Raw genomic sequence first — 17,082 nt, 5'->3', positions numbered from 1 at the left:
ACCTGGGCTTGGACAACACGTTGGGCTTGGCACGTATGTTAAAACGGACCGAGGAATCGGACGCTGCGCTGATCGATAGGCTTCAGCAAGGCGCATTCAATTATTTCCCGAAGCACTACAACGCTGAAAACGGGCTCGTTGCGGACACCTCCATCGCTGGCGTCCCGTGTAGCATCGCGGCGGTCGGCTTTTCCTTGTCTTCCTACCCCGTCGCCGTCGAACGTGGCTGGATGCAGCGCTCCGATGCCATCGACTACACGCTGAAGACCCTTTGTTTCTTTGCCAACGGCCACCAAGGCCGCGAGCGACACGCTATCGGCTATTGCGGTTTCTTCTATCACTTCCTGCATATGGATACCGGCCACCGTGCCTGGAACAGCGAACTGTCGACGATCGACACCACGCTTCTTGTTGCGGGCATGCTGACCGCTGCCGCCTATTTTGACCGTAACACCGAAGCCGAGTCGGAGATCCGCAGGCTCGCGAACGTGGTCTATGAGAGAATCGACTGGCACTGGGCGCTGAACAAAGGCCAGACCGTTTGCATGGGCTGGAAGCCAGGTAGTGGTTTCCTGCGTTGGCGCTGGCAGGGCTATGATGAAGCAGTTCTGCTTTATACGCTGGCTCTTGCCTCCCCGACGCATCCGATCCCGGCGTCAAGCTATGAGGCCTTTACCGCGAGCTATTCGTGGATGCTGTTTGGTGACCAGCCCTATCTCTATGCCGGTCCGCTCTTCATTCATTTCTTCTCGCATGCCTGGATCGATTTCCGCGGAATCCAGGACAAACCGATGGCCGATCGCAACTGGGACTATTTCCGCAACACGCAGTTATCGATCGCCGTGCAGCGGGACTACGCTGAGCGCAATCCCGGTCACTTTGTCGGCTACAACAAGGACATCTGGGGTCTCTCTGCCTCCGACGGCCCTCCCCCGACCCGCAATATGCGTGGCGGTCGGCACCCGCGCGTGCTCGGCTATGCCGCCCGCGGTGCACCGCTTGGACCAGATGACGGCACGATCGCACCCTGGGCAGCGCTTGCATCGCTCCCCTACGACCGACAGGCCTCGCTCGACGGCCTTCACGCCTTGATATCAACCTACCCTAACCTGCTTTACGAGGATCGATTCCCTGGCGGTTTCAATCCGACGGTCAAAACCAAGCGACCTGAAGGCTGGGTTGACGATCGCTGTGTCGGCATCGATCAGGGACTTCTTGTGATGACGATCGAAAACGATCGGTCAGACTTCATCTGGGGCCTGATGCGGCGGTCAACGGTGATCCGGCGCGGTCTCGAGCGCGCAGGTTTTACCGGTGGCTGGCTGTCTGAAGAAGAACGTCCCGAACTGAAAACCGCCTGATCAGCGCCTTCCGAAAACATGCGCCTTGCCGGCGATCTCGAGGCGAACATGATCGCCTCGCTCCGGTAGCGCAACGCTCGACGTCTTGATCATGATCGGCGGCAGCGCCACACCCTCAAGCGACACAGCGACAGTGCAGATTGCCCCGCCGAACTCCACTTCAACGACGCGTCCGCGATAGGTCTGCGCGCTTTCATCAGGAACGACCCTGATCTGCTCAGGGCGCAGCATGATCTCGACCTTGCCCTGATGATTGCCATCGACCGCAACGCGGCCAAGCGCGCAATCGGCAAAGCCGTTTCGAACGACCGCCGGAAGCATGACCGCGTCTCCCAGAAAAAGGGCAGTCTCCCGGTCGAGCGGCTGCAGATAGACCGTTTGCGGTGATCCGGCCTGCATCAACCTGCCTTCCCGCAGGACGGCAACCTGATCGGCGAACGAGAGCGCTTCGGCCTGATCATGCGTGACCAGGATCGTCGTGATGCCTGCAGACTGTAGAACGCGCGCGACCGCCTTGCGCATATTTTCGCGCAGACCGGTATCCAGTGCAGAGAACGGTTCATCGAGCAGCATCAGACGCGGCTTGCGCCCAAGCGCCCTGGCAAGCGCCACACGTTGCTGTTGGCCGCCGGAAAGCTGGTGTGGCCGACGCGCAAGCATGTTGCGATCGAGCTCGACCATATCCAGCAGGTCGATAATGCGTCGTTCGCGATCAGGAGCACCGCGCTCGAAACCAAAACCGATATTGTCGGCAACACTCAGATGCGGGAACAGCGCGCCGTCCTGCGACACGATCCCGATGCCTCGCTTGTGCGCGGGTACGGCCGCCGGACCGTCCGCCAGAATCTCGCCGTCAAGCGTCACAAGGCCGTCGTCAGGCTGCTCGAAGCCGGCGATGATGCGCAAAAGCGTTGTCTTGCCTGACCCTGAAGGCCCGACGACGGCCGTGCGGCTTCCGGCTGCGACAGCGAGTGAAATATCCTGCAAAGCCTGGACATGCCCGTAGCGCTTGCTGATGCGATCAATCGTAAGCAGCGTCATTGTCCGGCAGTCCGTTTCGATTGGGCATAGAGAAGGAGGGTGAGCGGCAGCGATAGCACGACCATCATGAATGCGTAAGGCGCGGCTGCCACGTAGTCGATCTCGCTCGTCAGCGACCAGAATCTCGTCGCGAGAGTTTCCACCCCATTGGGTGCCAGCATCAATGTCGCCGTCAGTTCGTTGGTAATCCCGAGACCGACAAGCGCAACACTGGCAGCCGCACCGGGCGCGGCCAGCCGCATGGTGATCTGCCTCACGGCCTGAGCAGGTGTTCGGCCAAGACCCATTGCGGCACGCTCGAGCTCCACGGGCGCCTGCGCGATGCTGGCCCGCAGGCCGACCATTGCACGCGGAAGGAACAAGAGGATGTAGGCGGCGATGAGCGTGGCAAAGGTCTGATAGAGCGGCAGCACCAGACGGACGGTGATCGTCACCAGAGCAAGCGCCACGACCACACCCGGCAGGGAGCCAACATAGTAGTGGCAAGCCTCGAGCAGACGCTGCAGACGTCCCGGCGCCCGCACAGAAAGCCAGGCCATCGGGGCGGCGGCGATCGTCGCAAGTACGCCCCCGGCGATCGCAAGAATGATGGTTTGCACAAACGCATTGCCCACCGTGTCGACGCGCCAGACCGCAAGCCCACCGAGATAGAGCCACCGCAACAGCGTGACCAAGGGGACGCCGAGCGTCAAAGCTGCCAATCCCACCTGAAGCAGGATTGCCGGCAACACGAACCAGCCAAGCCGGCGGCGGTCCGCTGGCCGCGCAGACCCGGATCCGACACGGGCATATCGTTCGTTGCCACGCAGCAGGATTTCGAGGCCGAGCAGAAACAGGCAGCAGCACACAAGAACACCGCCCAGCATGTTTGCAGCAGGGCTGTTGTAGGCGGATTGAAACTGGTCGACGATCGCGGTCGCAAACGTGTCAAACCGGATCATCACGTAGAGACCGTATTCCGACAGCAGGTGCAACGCGATCAGCAGCGAGCCACCGCAGATCGCGAAGCGCAATTGCGGCAGGATCGTACGGAAAAACAGACGCCAAGGGCCGAGGCCGAGGGAGGAGGCCGCGTCCTCAATAGCTGGATCGAGCCGGCGCAAGGCAGCGGCAACAGGCAGATAGAGAAACGGGAAGTACGCCAATACGGATACGAAGACACCGCTCTGCAGTCCACGCATGCCGGGAACGAGGCTGATCCACGCGTAGCTATGAACGAAGGCAGGCACTGCGAGCGGCGCAACCGCCAACCATGACCAGAGCCGCGCGAAGGGGATGTCAGTCCGCTCGACGAGCCAAGCAAGCGTGACAGCAAGGGCGATCGACAGCGGAATGGTAAAGGCTTCCAGCAGCACCGTATTGACGAGCAGCTCACCGACGCGCGCTCGGAATACGAGTTCCCTTACAGTCGCCCACCCAACATCAAAGGTAATCCAGCCGATAAAACCAAGGGGAACCAGACTGAACAGCGCAACGACGGAAGCAAAGAGGATGACGGAAGCGTGAGGTAGACGCGCCCGCAGCCGATCTATTCCCGCCACCGGCCGCACGATCGGCCTGTCATGGCCGGGAACAAGCAATCTGTTGTCCTGCAGCAAGGCCGCCGCCTTTATACGCTGAAAAAGGAAGGCAACCGCCCACGGAGGCGATTGCCGATTTCGTCATGCCCTACGTTTTTCTTGAGCCAAAAGCAACAGTTTTGGCCCGCAAAGGCCTGTAACAGAGAGGTTAGATGATGCCAGCCGCAGTCATCAGTTCGGTCACCTTCTTGCTGTTCAATTTGGCCGCATCGACCTTTGGCGCGTCGAGATCGGTCAGCGGAACGAGCTTGTCGTTCGACGCTGCGTCCTTGCCAATGGCATACTCATAGGACGTTCCGTTCTTGAGGATATCCTGACCGGGCTTGCCGGTGACAAACTTCAAGAACTCCTGAGCTTCCTTGGTATGCTGGCTCGACTTCAAGATACCGCCACCGGAGATGCTGACGAATGCACCTGGATCCTGGTTCTTGAAGTAGTGTAGCGCAACGTTCTTGCTGTTTTCACCGGTCTTCGCCTGATCGCCGAACCAGTAGTAGTGGTAGATCACCGCACCCTCGACTTCGCCGGCATTGACAGCCTTCATCGCGACGCTGTTGCCCTTGTATGGCGTAGAGTTTTCCTTGAGCGCCTTCAGCCATGCGGCGGTTGCTTCCTCGCCCTTGAGCTCAAGAAGCGCGCTGACGATTGCCTGGAAGTCAGCGCCGGCAGGCGAAGCACCCCAGCGACCCTTCCAAGCCGGATCCGCGAGGTCAAGCAGCGACTTCGGCAGCTTGTCTTCAGTCAGCTTCGTCTTGTCATAAGCAAAGACCGTCGAACGGGCGGCAATGCCGGTCCACATGCCATCGGACGGACGATATTGCTCGGGAACCTGGTCCAGGGTCGCCTTGTCAACCGGCGCAAAGAGGCCAGCAGCATCGACCAGCGTCATGGCCGGAGAGTTCTCGGTCAGGAAAACATCAGCCGGCGACGCGTCGCCTTCCTGAACAATCTGGTTGGCCAGCTGCATATCGCTGCCCTGGCGCATGGTTACCTTGATGCCTGTCGCCTTGGTGAATGCATCGATCCACTCGCGTCCGAGGCTCTCGTGCTGTGCATTGTAGACGACAATGCCATCGGATTCCTGCGCCACGGCACTGCCGGTGGTGAGCGAAGTTGCGGCAACGAGCGATGCAACGAGCGCGAACGTGCCTGAAAGGTGATTGAGGGAAGTTTTCATGAAGGCCTCCATGGTGTTTCACCCGAGATCCAAGGATGATGAGCTCGTATATTTTTGTTGATTTGGCATTTCAAGTTTCAGTGACGTCCCGTGCATCACAAATGCTTGAAAACATTCATCAACTTTAGAATTATTCTAGAGCTGACGGATCGTGGCGATGACTTCGTCCTCGACATCGATACCCGTCTCCAGCGCCTGTCTTCGCGCCGTCTGGCCGCGGCGTCCCGGCAGTCGAACACCGGGGTCGGACGAGATCTCGTCCGCCAGCATGGCCAATCGCTCGGCCACGCCGCGCCCACCGCTAGCGATCGGATTGATGACAACAAGCATCTGCCCAAGACCGGGCGCCGACCCCTTGTCGTCGAAAAGCGAGGAGGACTCGAAGGAGAAATTGGCCCCCGTCAGCGCACCCGCGAGAAATTCGACCATCATCGCCAGCGCTGCGCCCTTGGCTTCTCCGGACGGAGCCATCGTCCCCTCGAGTGCCGCAACCGCATCCGTCGTCGGCTGACCGTTCCGGTCAAAAGCCCAATCCGCTGGAATATCCACACCCTTTTGACGCGCGGCCATCACCTTGCCGCGGGCGACTCGAGAGAGCGCAAGATCAATGACGAGGGGGTCGGCTTCCGGGATCGGCGCGGCAAAGGCGATGGGATTCGTTCCAAAGACGGGCTTGCGCCCACCCCAGGCGGCCATCGACGCCGTGGCGTTGGCAACCATCAGAGCGACGAGCCCCATATCCGCAAACCGTTCGACAGTCAGGGCAAGCACGCCGGCGTGGTGCGAACGGTGAACTGCCGCCAAGGCGATTCCCTGCTCCCTGACAATGTCAGGAAGAACCGAGGCCGCGAGATCGAAAGCGGGATAGGCGTAGCCGTGGCAGGCGTCGATCCGAATGACTGCGGGAAACAGCCGTTCCAGCTGCGGCTTAGCGAACCCATCGACCTTGCCTGCCTTCGCCTGCTTTGCGTAGGCCTCAACCCGGCGCAGGCCGTGGCCACCTTGTCCTGCCGCTTCGGCAGCAACAAGTGCCCTGGCAACAGAGCGCGCATTCGCCTCGTCCACATCATTGCGCGTCAAGGCTTCGATAATCAGCGTTTCCGCCGCAGGTAGGGTGAGATGCATGGCGACCTGCAAAAAGAAAAGGGTGATGACGTGTTATGTCATCACCCCTGTCGCCGCAATGCGGCAACGATCATTCGACGTCGAACTTTACGCCCTGTGCGAGCGGCAGGGTCTTGCCGTAGTTGACGGTATTCGTGGCCCTGCGCATATAGGCTTTCCATGCATCCGAGCCGGACTCGCGGCCGCCGCCTGTTTCCTTCTCGCCGCCGAACGCACCACCGATTTCGGCCCCGGACGGACCAAGGTTGACATTCGCGATCCCACAATCGGAACCGCGAGCCGAAACGAAGGTTTCGGCCTCGCGCATGTCGTTCGTGAAGATCGAAGAGGAGAGTCCCTGCGGCACGGCATTGTGAAGCTCCAGGACCTGATCGAAGTCCGTGTACTTCATCACGTAGAGGATAGGCGCAAACGTCTCATGCTCGACGGGGCCAGTCTGCGAGGGCATTTCTACAAGCGCCGGACGGACGTAGAAGGCGTCCCCCGCACCGTTCTCGACACGCTCACCGCCGGTGACCTTACCGCCGGCAGTCTTCGCCTGCTCCAGCGCGGACTGCATGTTGCTGAAGGCCTGCTTGTCGATTAGCGGTCCGACGAGCGTCCCCGTTTCCAGCGGGTTGCCGATTGACACTGAGCCGTAAGCCTTCTGCAAACGGGGAACGAGCTTATCGTAGACGCTCTCATGCACGAACAAACGACGCAATGTCGTGCAGCGCTGACCGGCCGTACCCATGGCCGAGAAAGCAACGCCTCGCAGCGTCAGATCAAGATCGGCCGTCGGGCAGATGATCGCGGCATTGTTGCCGCCGAGTTCGAGGATCGATCGCGCGAAACGCTGCGACAGGCGAGGGCCAACAGCGCGACCCATGGCCGTCGAGCCGGTTGCCGAGACGAGCGGCACCTTGGGGTGGTCTACAAGGACTTCCCCGACATCGCGGCCGCCGATGAGCAGCGTCGACAGGTTGGCAGGTGCGGCCCCGCCTTCGGCAATAAACCGCTTCAGCGCCCGTTCAAAGAGTGCCTGAACGGCAAGCGCCGTCAGCGGCGTCTTCTCTGACGGCTTCCAAACCGTCGAGTTGCCGCACACAAGCGCCAGGGCGGCATTCCACGACCACACGGCGACCGGGAAATTAAAGGCCGAGATGATGCCGACAACACCCAACGGATGCCAGCTTTCCATCATCCGGTGTTCGGAGCGCTCGGTGGCAATGGTCAAACCGTAGAGCTGGCGGGACAGACCGACGGCAAAGTCACAGATGTCGATCATTTCCTGGACTTCACCAAGCCCCTCGGAGGTGATCTTGCCAACCTCGATCGAGACGAGTCGACCAAGAGCCGTTTTCTCAGCACGGAGTTCTTCACCGAGAAGGCGCACGAGTTCCCCGCGCTTCGGAGCCGGAACTGCCCGCCATTCGAGGAAGGCAGTATGGGCAGCCTCGATCGCGGCCTTTGCCTCGGCTGCCGAATGCTCCCTCAGCGCGCCTATTTCCTTGCCGGTAACCGGCGAGGTAACCCGCAGCGTGCCACCGGTGTAACGGTCGGCACCAACGCCCACCTCGGTGAGCAGTTTCTTCGTCTCGGTAGCGAGATCAAGTGCAGAGATGGTCATCGGTTCAACCTCGGTTCTCAGAAGCGGGCGTCGGCGAAATGCGCCACTTGGGCGCCGGCTTCGTACCACATTTCCTTCACCGCGCGGAAGCTCGGCTCGGACGGTGCGGTAAGCGGTAATGGCAGATCGGCTTCCGTCGTGTGCCCTAGGATGAGCTGAGCAAGCGTGCGACCAAAGACCGTGCCAGGTGCAATGCCGCGACCATTATAGCCGGAGAAGCCCACAACATTGGGTGCGAACTTGTGGAAGCGCGGCAGGGCATTGTCGGTCATCCCGATCTTGCCGTACCACTCGCATTCGAACTCGACATCGCCAAGCTGCGGAAACAGCTTCTTCAAGGACCGCTTGGCCCAGGCCGTGTGGATCCCGAGGCCGGTATTGCGCAGCGCACCGACACTACCGAAAACCAGTCGTCCGGCCTGATCCATGCGATAGGACGACAAGATTTCCTTTGTGTCCCAGACCCCTTCTCGTCCGGCCAGGATCGAACGGCGCAGGTTGTCGCTGAGCGGCCTGGTGGCGAGGTTGAAATAGGGCAGATGCACCTGCTCCTTGCGCACCGCTTCCCACGGACCGGTGCTGTAGGCATCTGTCGCCACGATGATCCAATCGGCCGTCACCTCGCCTTTTGCGGTCCTGACGGTCCAGCGGCTACCCTTTCTCTCCGTCGCTATTACGGGGCTCGATGTATGGAGTGACACGCCCGCCTTCACTGCCGCATGGGCAAGGCCGCGAGCATAGGCGAGCGGCTGCAGCGTACCGGCGCGCATGTCGAGCAACGATCCCGTATAGGCGCTACTGCCGACACGATTGGCCGTCTCGCCAGCGTCAAGCAGTGCCACCGGCGCACCGCGTGCTGCCCATTGGCGCGCGCGATCCTCGATCTCCTTCAGGCCGCTCTCACCAACGGCAACGTGAAGCGTGCCGTTCCGCTCGAGTTCGCAGGCAATGCCATGCTTGTCGATCAACTCCATTACCAGCCTTGGTGCATTGCCCAGCAGGTTGAGCAACCGCTCGCCGTAAACGGGGCCGAGAACGCCCGGAAGGTCATCCGGCATGACCCACATGCCGGCATTGATAAGGCCAACGTTACGGCCTGCACCGCCGAATCCGATTTCCTTGGCTTCCAGCAACACGACCCTTGAGCCCGCTTCAGCCAGATGGAGGCTCGAGGACAAGCCGGTATAGCCGCCGCCTACGACGACGACGTCCGCGCTTACAGCGCCCGCCAGCGGGGAGGTCACGGGCGGCTGAGGAGCCGTTTTCTCCCAAAGGCCGTGGGAACGGGGATCGTTCAGCATTCGATCAAAATCCATCCATTGAGCAGGCGACATTCTAGCGCCGCGCGATTGCGTGTTAAATCGTTGATCAGGCTCTCGATCGCAGCTTCCCGTGGGCAAATTCGGCAAGCCTGATCGCAGTCCAAGTTCATTCCGATTCCGTCAGATGAATTACTTTACAAAGCGCTTGAAGCCCTAAATATCGACATTTAGGAAATAGCTTATTCTGAAACGGAATGACAGATGCTGCCATCGCGACGTTTTCTGCCGTCAACCTCCCTGCTGCTCGCGTTCGAGTCCGTTTCCCGCACCGGCAGCGTGACCGCCGCCGCGCGAGAACTCGACCTCACGCAGAGTGCTGTCAGCCGTCAGATCAAGGCACTGGAGGAACAGCTCGGCGTCGAGCTGTTCGTGCGCGAGCGCCAGACTGTACGCTTGACCCTCGCCGGCGACGCCTATGCGCGCGAGATCCGAGAGGCACTGCGACGCATTTCAAGCGCGTCGCTTAATCTCCGCGCCAATCCGCACGGCGGCACGCTCAATCTGGCTATTCTCCCGACATTCGGAACACGATGGCTCGCACCGCGGCTTGGACGATTCCTTGCTGCCAATCCGGGGGTGACGATCAATCTTGTCACCCGACTCTCTCCCTTTGACTTCCGGCTCGATTCCATAGACGCGGCAATTCACTTCGGTCACGCGCATTGGCCCGGCGCGGAGCTGACATTTCTGATGTCGGAGAAGACCGTACCGGCCTGCAGCCCGGAGTTCCGCCGTCGCCACGCGATCAGCGCAGCGGAAGACCTGCTGGAGGTACCGCTGCTACATCTCACGACGCGCCCGGACGCCTGGGAACAGTGGTTTGCAGGCAACGGTGTGAATTTCCGGACTGTGCACGGCATGCTCTTTGACCAGTTCGCGACGGCCGCTCAGGCGGCAATGGCGGGCCTAGGCGTTGCATTGCTGCCGACTTTTCTCATCCAGGACGAACTGAAGCGAGGCGACCTGACTGCAGCCGTCGACCGCGAGATGGAGAGTACCGAGCGTTACTATCTAGCCTATCCGACGGAGCGAGCCGATTACGCGCCCCTCGAAGCATTCCGCAGCTGGATTGTCGAGGAGGCGGCGGTGTAACGGAAGAGCTTGCGCCGACATGGCGCTTTCGACCATTATGTCGCCAACCAGAATTCAATGCAGGAAATTCCCGATGAAGCCAATTTTCGTTCAGCTCCAATGCGCGCCCGGCAAGACCTATGAGGTCGCCGACGCTATCTACCAGACGGAGCGCGTCTCGGAACTCTATTCGACCAGCGGCGACTACGATCTCCTGCTCAAGGTCTACATCGAAGAGGGGCAGGACATCGGCAAGTTCATCAACGACAACATCGCCAACATTCCCGGCATCGTGCGCTCGCTGACGACGCTGACCTTCAAGGCTTTTTGAGCTTACGATCTGGCGAGACGCACAATCTCATCGAAAACCGTCTTGCGCGATCCAGGCGGCGTCAGGTTGTGATCTGCGTCCCCCAACATCACCAGCCGTACGTTCGGATAGCGCGCGAGTCTGCGCCCGCCGGGACCGAACTGAAAATACATGTGTTCGAGACCGACATCGCCTTCACTATAGATGAGCGTTAGCGGCACCTTGCGCTTTTCGAGGGCAGCGAAAGACCTCTTCACCTCCGCCGTGGTGTGTCGTCGGCCTGTCAGATGGTCCAGCAGCGGAGCGATCCTGACCGATATGCGCCTGCTAACAGCAATAACGACGTTTCTTGCCGCCGCCTTCACGTCGACGTCGCCCCGCAAAAGCCGCTTGAAAGTGTCAACCTTCGCAAGGCGCTGCCCATAATCCTCGATGCTGCGAGGCACCGACACAATGTGCTTTTTCTCGACAGCCTGCTTGGGGTCCCAGTAGTAAACGAAGGGATTGATCGACACGGCGGCGCGCAAACGCTCGTCAGCGACGACGGCACGAAAGGCAAGATAGCCGCCGCTGCAGCGCCCTGCCACCATGATCGGGCGGCGTGCAAAGCGCTCGAGGAGATCGATCGCGCACCGCGCGTCCTCGTACTGCACCGGGGAATACAGTATCTGCTCAGGCGCACCAGGGCGCGGTGGACTGTCTCCGGCATTTGCCGAGTCAAAGCGCAGCGAGGCGATACCCTCTCGCGCGAGATTGCGTGCCATCTCGACGATCGCTCGCCCCCACCCGCAATGACGGTCATAGGCCGTCGCCAGAAAGAGGACTGAGTTTCCGGTAGGCTCACCGAGCGGTCGGCAGACGACACCAACCAGATGGTTATAGTCTCCGAAACGGACCGGCAGTTCCTCGAATCCGTCCCCGGTGAGCGGCTCGGACGTCACTCGGCTCGCAGGACGAACAGAGATAGGAGCCGCGGATGTGTTGGCGTCCATCCACTCGGCGAGGAAACTCACGGTCTCCATCGGCATCGTCGAAAACAGGGGATCGGTGACGAGCGCGTCATATCCCTCGAACGCTTGTTGCTCCACGAAGGCTCCGAGAGCCCGCAGACTATCGGCAAAGGTCGTGTCATCGGAACGAGCAGGTCGCTCCAGGATAAGGTAGCGCGCTGCGGCTGTGGCTTCCGGTGTGGCGATTTTGAGTTTGGCGAGTTCCACTGCGATTTCCGCCGGCATCACAAGACCTGCGATCGTCGCCTTGCCTTGCGGCGCGTGATCGTCACTTACGCCAAGGTGATGATTGATGAACTGGGACCAGACGCTGAGTTCACGCAGGTACGCGCGACCATTGAGAACCGGGCCAAGCATGACGATGGCGTCGACACCCTCGATCCGGCTTCCGACCCGTTGCGCGAGCATCGCACCGAGTCCTTGAGCAACGAGTATGATGCGGTCGCATCCGCTGAGGCTTTTCAGCCGCTCCGCTGCCTCGAGGACTGAGCGCTCCCAGGAAGCGATACCATCAGATGCGTGATCGACGTCGAGCGCGTCCCCGGTCGAGGGATAGTCGAACCGCAGGCTTGGCACACCGATATCAGCAAAACGCTCGGCCGTAATGCGAAAGAACTTGCGGCTGCACATCTCCTCCAATCCCCAGGGATTGAGAAAGAGCACGGCCGCCTGCCGCTTCGCGACACCCGCACGCTCCGGCTGGAACAGTCCGATCGTACCGTTGAAGGCAAAAGGCAGAGCGGCGGAGCGACCCGCGCCCTCCACCGGTTCCGTCGACGGTCGAGCAATGGTAGCGGACGCGTCCGGCGCTGCTGCAAGCCTGGCACCTGCCTTGACGGCATGCGCTTCGGGCATTCTTTCCACTATCGACACAGCGTCACCCCGGCGTCATTTTGCAAGACAGCGTTGTTCAGCCTCAAGGTTCGTCCAGCAATCGCCACAAGCAGCTTGGAACGACAGGCTTCCCCGGACAATACAAGCGCAAAAGACCGCCATAGTCATCGCCTTCGAAAGACTTACGCCAAGGAAATGGTCAACGTGGAAGACCGCTCCACAAAACGGTTTTCCGAGGAGTCGTTGCGTCAAAAGCTTCGAATACAGTCAGAATGCGAAGGATCGCGAGCTGCCCAGGCTGGTTACTTCGCCGGTCGGAACTTCGCTGTCGGTCCGCCCCACCAGCGGATGCAGCCGAACGCGCCGAGCGCTGCCAGGAGCAAGATGAAACCAATCGTCATCCGGCCGATAACCATCGACGTTGAGATGGACGGATTGAGCAAACCTGTCAGCCGAAAGGTCAAGGACCCACCCCTCGTCTTGTCGTATCACTGATAGCTGCATTTCAGCATCGTGGAGCGCCTTGGAGCGACCCAAGGGAAAGTAGAAGGCATCTGCGACCACCGCCCCGCCATCCGGCAGACGTAGCCGAGCCACCGCGACGTCATGGGAAGGCGGACCAAAGCGGAACGCATAGGTCGTATCGAAAAACGCGCCAAAGAGATCGGTGGCGGCAAAGCTCTCTCGGCTCCGAGGGGCCAAGGTGAGAATCCGGCCGCCACTAGCGGCATGCTGCTTGCCGTGCCGCAGACAAACCAATTCCAAATCAAGCTGCAGAGTATGTTCGGTCTCATTGAGCACATGGACATCGAGGCCGTTCGTGCCTTCATCCGTTGTGATGACCTGGACCGAGCGGAAGGCGCGGCGCAGACCGTACCACACCGGCTTCGGCTCACCGGTCGAATCGATTACGCCCCAACCCGGCCCAGGCATCAGATCCTGCAGGGTCCAGACCAGTGCACCATTGCAGGTCGATCCCTTGCGGCGCCATTCTGCGAAGGTCGCTTCCGCGACTTCGCCGGTGACGACGCGGGAAAGATCGAGATACCGCTCGCGATCTTCACGCCGAAGTCGCGCCGGATCTTCACCGTAGAGTTCCGCAAGATAGAAATCCCGAACGTCCTCGAAATCCCATGACGCACCGCGATCGCGTGGCACGCGCGATTTCCACAACGGACTGTGGACCGGTGGAACATCCAGGTGGCGCTGCAGCGTCCTCTGTTGAGGTACGTTGGCGAAAGCCAGGCTCTCTGCTGCGAAGCGCACGTTTGCGCGGCGGGCATCCTCAAGCGGCCGCATGTAGGCGCCCACCCCATAGTAGTGCGTGACACCCGCATTCGGAGAAAACGGCATCGCGCCGCCCGAAGGCGAGTTCGGGACATAGGGCACATCGTGCCGCAAACGGCCGGCAATCGCAGGAATGATCTCTTCCGTGATCGGACCCGACCAGTATTCTCTCGGCAGCCCAAGCATCGCCGCCTGCTGATAGATCTCGCTGCCACCGCAGAGCACCGCAAGCGACGGACATCCTTGGACAGCGTGCATGAACTCTTCAACTTCCGCATGGACGTGTGCCGTAAGGGCCTTGTCGTTCTTCGGGTAGTCGAAATTGGCAAACATGAAATCCTGCCAGACGAGCAGACCGAGCTCGTCGCAGAGCCGAAAGAAATCCGGCGTCTCGTAAGCCATCGTGCCGCCAACGCGGATCATGTTCATACCTGCTTCAGCGGCAAGACGTAGAAATGGTTCGTAGTCTGCTTTCCCACCGGGCAATCGAACGATATCGGCCGTCGTCCAGACGGCGCCGCGGCAAAAGACGCGCTCGCCGTTGATCAATAGCGCAAAATCGTCTCCGCTCACCCCGCGATCGACCTCGATCTGTCGGAACCCTGTTCGCCCGACATGATATTCGACGCCGTCAATGACGATGGCGAAATCGTAAAGGCGAGGCGAACCGTGAGTATGCGGCCACCAGACGTCCACGTTACGAAGCCTCAGGATCGCCGAGTAGTGATTCTCACCAACTTTCTCGAAGGCCTGCTGGATGTCTCCGCAACGAAGCGACAGATCCGGATTGTCGACGTCAGTGTGGAGCGAAACGCTGAGCCGACCGGTACCGTCCGCCTCCAGTACAGCGCGGACAGATACGTTGTCGATCGAAACAACATCAGGGCGAACCAGCATGATCGGACGCCACGGGCCGACGGCGTGAATTTCCGGGCACCAGCCTGGCATGCGCCCTAGCAGCGTCGTTCGGACATTTTTCAAACCTTGCGGGGTGATCATTTGCGGGCGCCAGCGAGCCCGCGGCCCAGGCTCAGCCAATCGTGGCGCAAGCGCGCGGAAACAAAGTGCCAACTCATCGCCACCGGAGAGCGTCACGGGGATCTCATGCATGGTGAACATGCTTTCCGACGCCAAGATTTCCTGGCCGTTGAGAAAGACATGGCACAGCGTCGCCAGCCCCTCGAAACGCAGGATAGCGTCACCGGGCTGCGCATCGAAAAGCCGGCAGAGATACCACGCATCGCGGTTATCGAGCGGCTCCGGGTTTTCCCGGTCGAATTGGCCGGCTCTTTCCAACGCCGACGCCACGGTTCCGGGAACGTCGGCAGCGATGAACGAGGCTGACATCGGAATGTCGTGCGGAGTTGCACAGGCTCCTGGTTCTGTCAGAACCAGATTCCATCCCTCGGCAAGCAGAGTTTCCTCTGCGCCGACACTTGCCAACCGTCCCCGCATGCTCAGACTCCCGGCTTCACAAGCGCTCCTTGAGCGAAGCCATCATGGAATCCCATGCATCGGCCGCAGGATCAAGCGCCGCGCGCAGCGGATCGTATTTCTTCCGGGTGACGGCCCGAGCGAGCTGGAACTGCACCGACTTTGCGACTTCAGAAATTCGACGCGCATCGTCGACGGCCGCAACGAATTCGCTCGCGGAGAGCCAGGCCAGATGCTCCGCGGCGAGCTCGAAATTGGCCCCGAACTGTCTCAATGTGTTGAAAGCATACTTGTGAAAGAAACCGAAGGGCCGCTCTGCCACGGCTTCCACCTGCTGCGGGAACACCTCTGCGAAGGCGCGGATGGGGTTCTCGACGGGCCTGCGACCGAAGTGAAATCCAAGCAGCGTGCGTGCCGCAGCCCTGACGCGCTCTTCGTCCGGCATGCGAGCCGGAAACTTCGCAAATTCCGTGTAGGGAAGAAATGGTGGGGCTTCATCCGCAAGGTGAAGCTGGAAAAGCCCGTCGAAGTCCTCCCCCTGCAACTGAAAATAACCGCCGTTGTGGAAGTATTCGATACGCTTGCCGGCGAAATCGAGCCTGTTGATGGCCACCGTGGTTTTGCCGTGCTCGGTACGGTAGGCTGTACCTTGCGTATCGGGCATATAGAACGAATCCATCTCGACTAGGCAGAGACGCCCGCGCGCAATCTGCGTTTCGACGTGTGTTTCGACCCGATCGAAAATGGCGAGTTCAGTGACGCGGATGCCATAGAGCGACTCAAGATCCTCGAGAGGCACCTTGAAGAAGGTGAACTGATCGCCCTCGAAGTCCTGCGTCAGCGTAAAACCAAGCATCGCCTCCGGCGCAACACCACAGGCATTGAGCACCTCGATCCAGAGATCGACGTAGCAATTGGTTTCCGGCCACATTCGTTCGCCGGAATGCAGCAAATGCGGTCGATAGCCATCGGGGCGCAGCCGCGGAAAGACGGCTGTTGTGAAATCGTTCAGGCCCACAGCGCTTGACGTATCTTGGCGGGCCATTGCTTCACATCGAGGCCGTGATGATGGAACAAGGCAAGCGCAATCCGCTCAAGTCCGAACCCTACGCAAGCGGTATGCGCGACGCTTCCATCCTCGAGATAGAGGCCCCACTTCGTGCCGAACGCGTCCTGGTGATAGTTGAAGCTCATGCAAGCCGTCGGCTTGGCAACCGAAGTAATCGGAATGAGCAGCTCGAACTTCAGATTCTGATCGCGTTGATTGTTGGCCAACATCTTACCGGCGCGGCCGAAGAACGGATCGTTCGCGACATCGATCGTCACATCGAGACCGACCGCCTTCATCATTTCGACGCCGCGGTCCATCCAGCGCTGCCGGAAATCCGTCACGTGCTGCTCGGTCCCCATGCAAATATACTCGCGCATGCGGAAAAGCTGCTGGCGTGCGGGATTCTGCGAGGGCTCATGCCGGAAGCAATAGGACTGCAGGTCGAAAAGGCCGCCGCTCGCCGGCAATCTGCCGCGGCGGGCAATAGTCGGATAAAGTGGATAGCATGCCGCCGGCGTCAGCACGATGTCGGTTGCCTGCTGGTCCTTCGTCCAGTCGTCGCCCACTTCCATGCACTGGAGAAGGCTGATGTGGTCGAGTTCATTGCCGCAAAAGCTGTGAACGGTGCCGGCGAGCTGCGGGAAGCTCTTCATGTAACCGCTCTTCTCGAAGAAGGCGCGGTTCATTCCCGGCGGAAAGCGCATCGCTTCAGCGCCGTCGGCGCCGCCGAACTTGTCGATGAGGCGTTCGAACGCAGCAATCACATCTTCGAATTGTCCGCTGCGTCCATAAAGACCATCAACGCCGGTATCGATCAGGAGGCCAGATTCAAAAAGCCGGTCCAGAAACGTTGTCTGTACGTCCATGTCG

General features: G+C 60.3%; 13 protein-coding genes. 3 read left to right on the top strand and 10 right to left on the bottom strand.

Annotation, left to right across the window (positions count from 1 at the left end):
* Positions 1–35: 35 nt before the first annotated feature.
* Positions 36–1,361 (top strand): glucoamylase family protein, encoded by a 1,326-nt coding sequence (locus JNB88_RS11660; protein WP_220355601.1) that lies wholly within the window; start codon positions 36–38, stop codon positions 1,359–1,361.
* Here JNB88_RS11660 and JNB88_RS11655 read toward each other — a convergent pair whose 3' ends face one another.
* From JNB88_RS11655 to JNB88_RS11630, 6 genes are all read right to left on the bottom strand, one after another.
* A complete protein-coding gene (locus JNB88_RS11655; RefSeq protein ID WP_220355600.1) occupies positions 1,362–2,402 on the bottom strand; it encodes an ABC transporter ATP-binding protein in 1,041 nt (346 codons plus the stop codon). It lies immediately after the preceding gene.
* A complete protein-coding gene (locus JNB88_RS11650) occupies positions 2,399–4,000 on the bottom strand; it encodes an ABC transporter permease (protein ID WP_222857995.1) in 1,602 nt (533 codons plus the stop codon). Before JNB88_RS11650 ends, JNB88_RS11655 begins: the two co-directional genes overlap by 4 nt.
* A gap of 130 nt (positions 4,001–4,130) precedes the next feature.
* Entirely contained in the window at positions 4,131–5,159 is a 1,029-nt protein-coding gene (locus tag JNB88_RS11645; RefSeq protein ID WP_220355599.1) for an iron ABC transporter substrate-binding protein, read from the bottom strand.
* Between the two features lie 135 nt (positions 5,160–5,294).
* Positions 5,295–6,284, bottom strand: a complete 990-nt coding sequence (locus tag JNB88_RS11640; RefSeq protein WP_220355598.1) for an Ldh family oxidoreductase — start codon at positions 6,282–6,284, stop codon at positions 5,295–5,297.
* A 70-nt stretch (positions 6,285–6,354) separates the two neighbouring features.
* On the bottom strand, positions 6,355–7,893 hold the full coding sequence (gene amaB / locus JNB88_RS11635; RefSeq protein ID WP_220355597.1) for an L-piperidine-6-carboxylate dehydrogenase: 1,539 nt from the start codon (positions 7,891–7,893) through the stop codon (positions 6,355–6,357).
* A 17-nt stretch (positions 7,894–7,910) separates the two neighbouring features.
* The gene (locus tag JNB88_RS11630) at positions 7,911–9,194 is read right to left on the bottom strand and encodes an NAD(P)/FAD-dependent oxidoreductase (protein ID WP_220355596.1); all 1,284 of its coding nucleotides are present in this window, start codon (positions 9,192–9,194) and stop codon (positions 7,911–7,913) included.
* Between the two features lie 222 nt (positions 9,195–9,416).
* Between JNB88_RS11630 and JNB88_RS11625 the strand changes: the two genes are divergently transcribed.
* Both JNB88_RS11625 and JNB88_RS11620 read left to right on the top strand, forming a co-directional pair.
* Positions 9,417–10,307: a LysR family transcriptional regulator gene (locus JNB88_RS11625; RefSeq protein WP_220355595.1), complete on the top strand. Its 891-nt coding sequence runs from the start codon at positions 9,417–9,419 to the stop codon at positions 10,305–10,307.
* Between the two features lie 73 nt (positions 10,308–10,380).
* Positions 10,381–10,617, top strand: a complete 237-nt coding sequence (locus JNB88_RS11620; protein WP_016556708.1) for an Lrp/AsnC ligand binding domain-containing protein — start codon at positions 10,381–10,383, stop codon at positions 10,615–10,617.
* A gap of 2 nt (positions 10,618–10,619) precedes the next feature.
* Here the strand turns inward: JNB88_RS11620 and JNB88_RS11615 are convergent, their stop codons facing one another.
* The 4 genes from JNB88_RS11615 to JNB88_RS11600 all read right to left on the bottom strand — a co-directional run bounded on the left by JNB88_RS11615 (position 10,620) and on the right by JNB88_RS11600 (position 17,078).
* On the bottom strand, positions 10,620–12,470 hold the full coding sequence (locus JNB88_RS11615) for an alpha/beta hydrolase (protein ID WP_420832185.1): 1,851 nt from the start codon (positions 12,468–12,470) through the stop codon (positions 10,620–10,622).
* Positions 12,471–12,707: 237 nt separating this feature from the next.
* Entirely contained in the window at positions 12,708–15,182 is a 2,475-nt protein-coding gene (locus JNB88_RS11610) for a glycosyl hydrolase 2 galactose-binding domain-containing protein (protein WP_220355593.1), read from the bottom strand.
* 16 nt (positions 15,183–15,198) lie between these two features.
* On the bottom strand, positions 15,199–16,206 hold the full coding sequence (locus JNB88_RS11605) for a DUF1839 family protein (RefSeq protein ID WP_220355592.1): 1,008 nt from the start codon (positions 16,204–16,206) through the stop codon (positions 15,199–15,201).
* A complete protein-coding gene (locus JNB88_RS11600; RefSeq protein ID WP_220355591.1) occupies positions 16,170–17,078 on the bottom strand; it encodes an amino acid--[acyl-carrier-protein] ligase in 909 nt (302 codons plus the stop codon). Before JNB88_RS11600 ends, JNB88_RS11605 begins: the two co-directional genes overlap by 37 nt.
* Positions 17,079–17,082 lie beyond the last annotated feature (4 nt).

The organism is Rhizobium cauense (assembly GCF_019511525.1).
GTDB lineage: Bacteria > Pseudomonadota > Alphaproteobacteria > Rhizobiales > Rhizobiaceae > Rhizobium > Rhizobium cauense.
The sequence above is the reverse complement of the archived record's forward strand: the minus strand, read 5'-3'. Positions and strand labels throughout refer to the sequence as shown.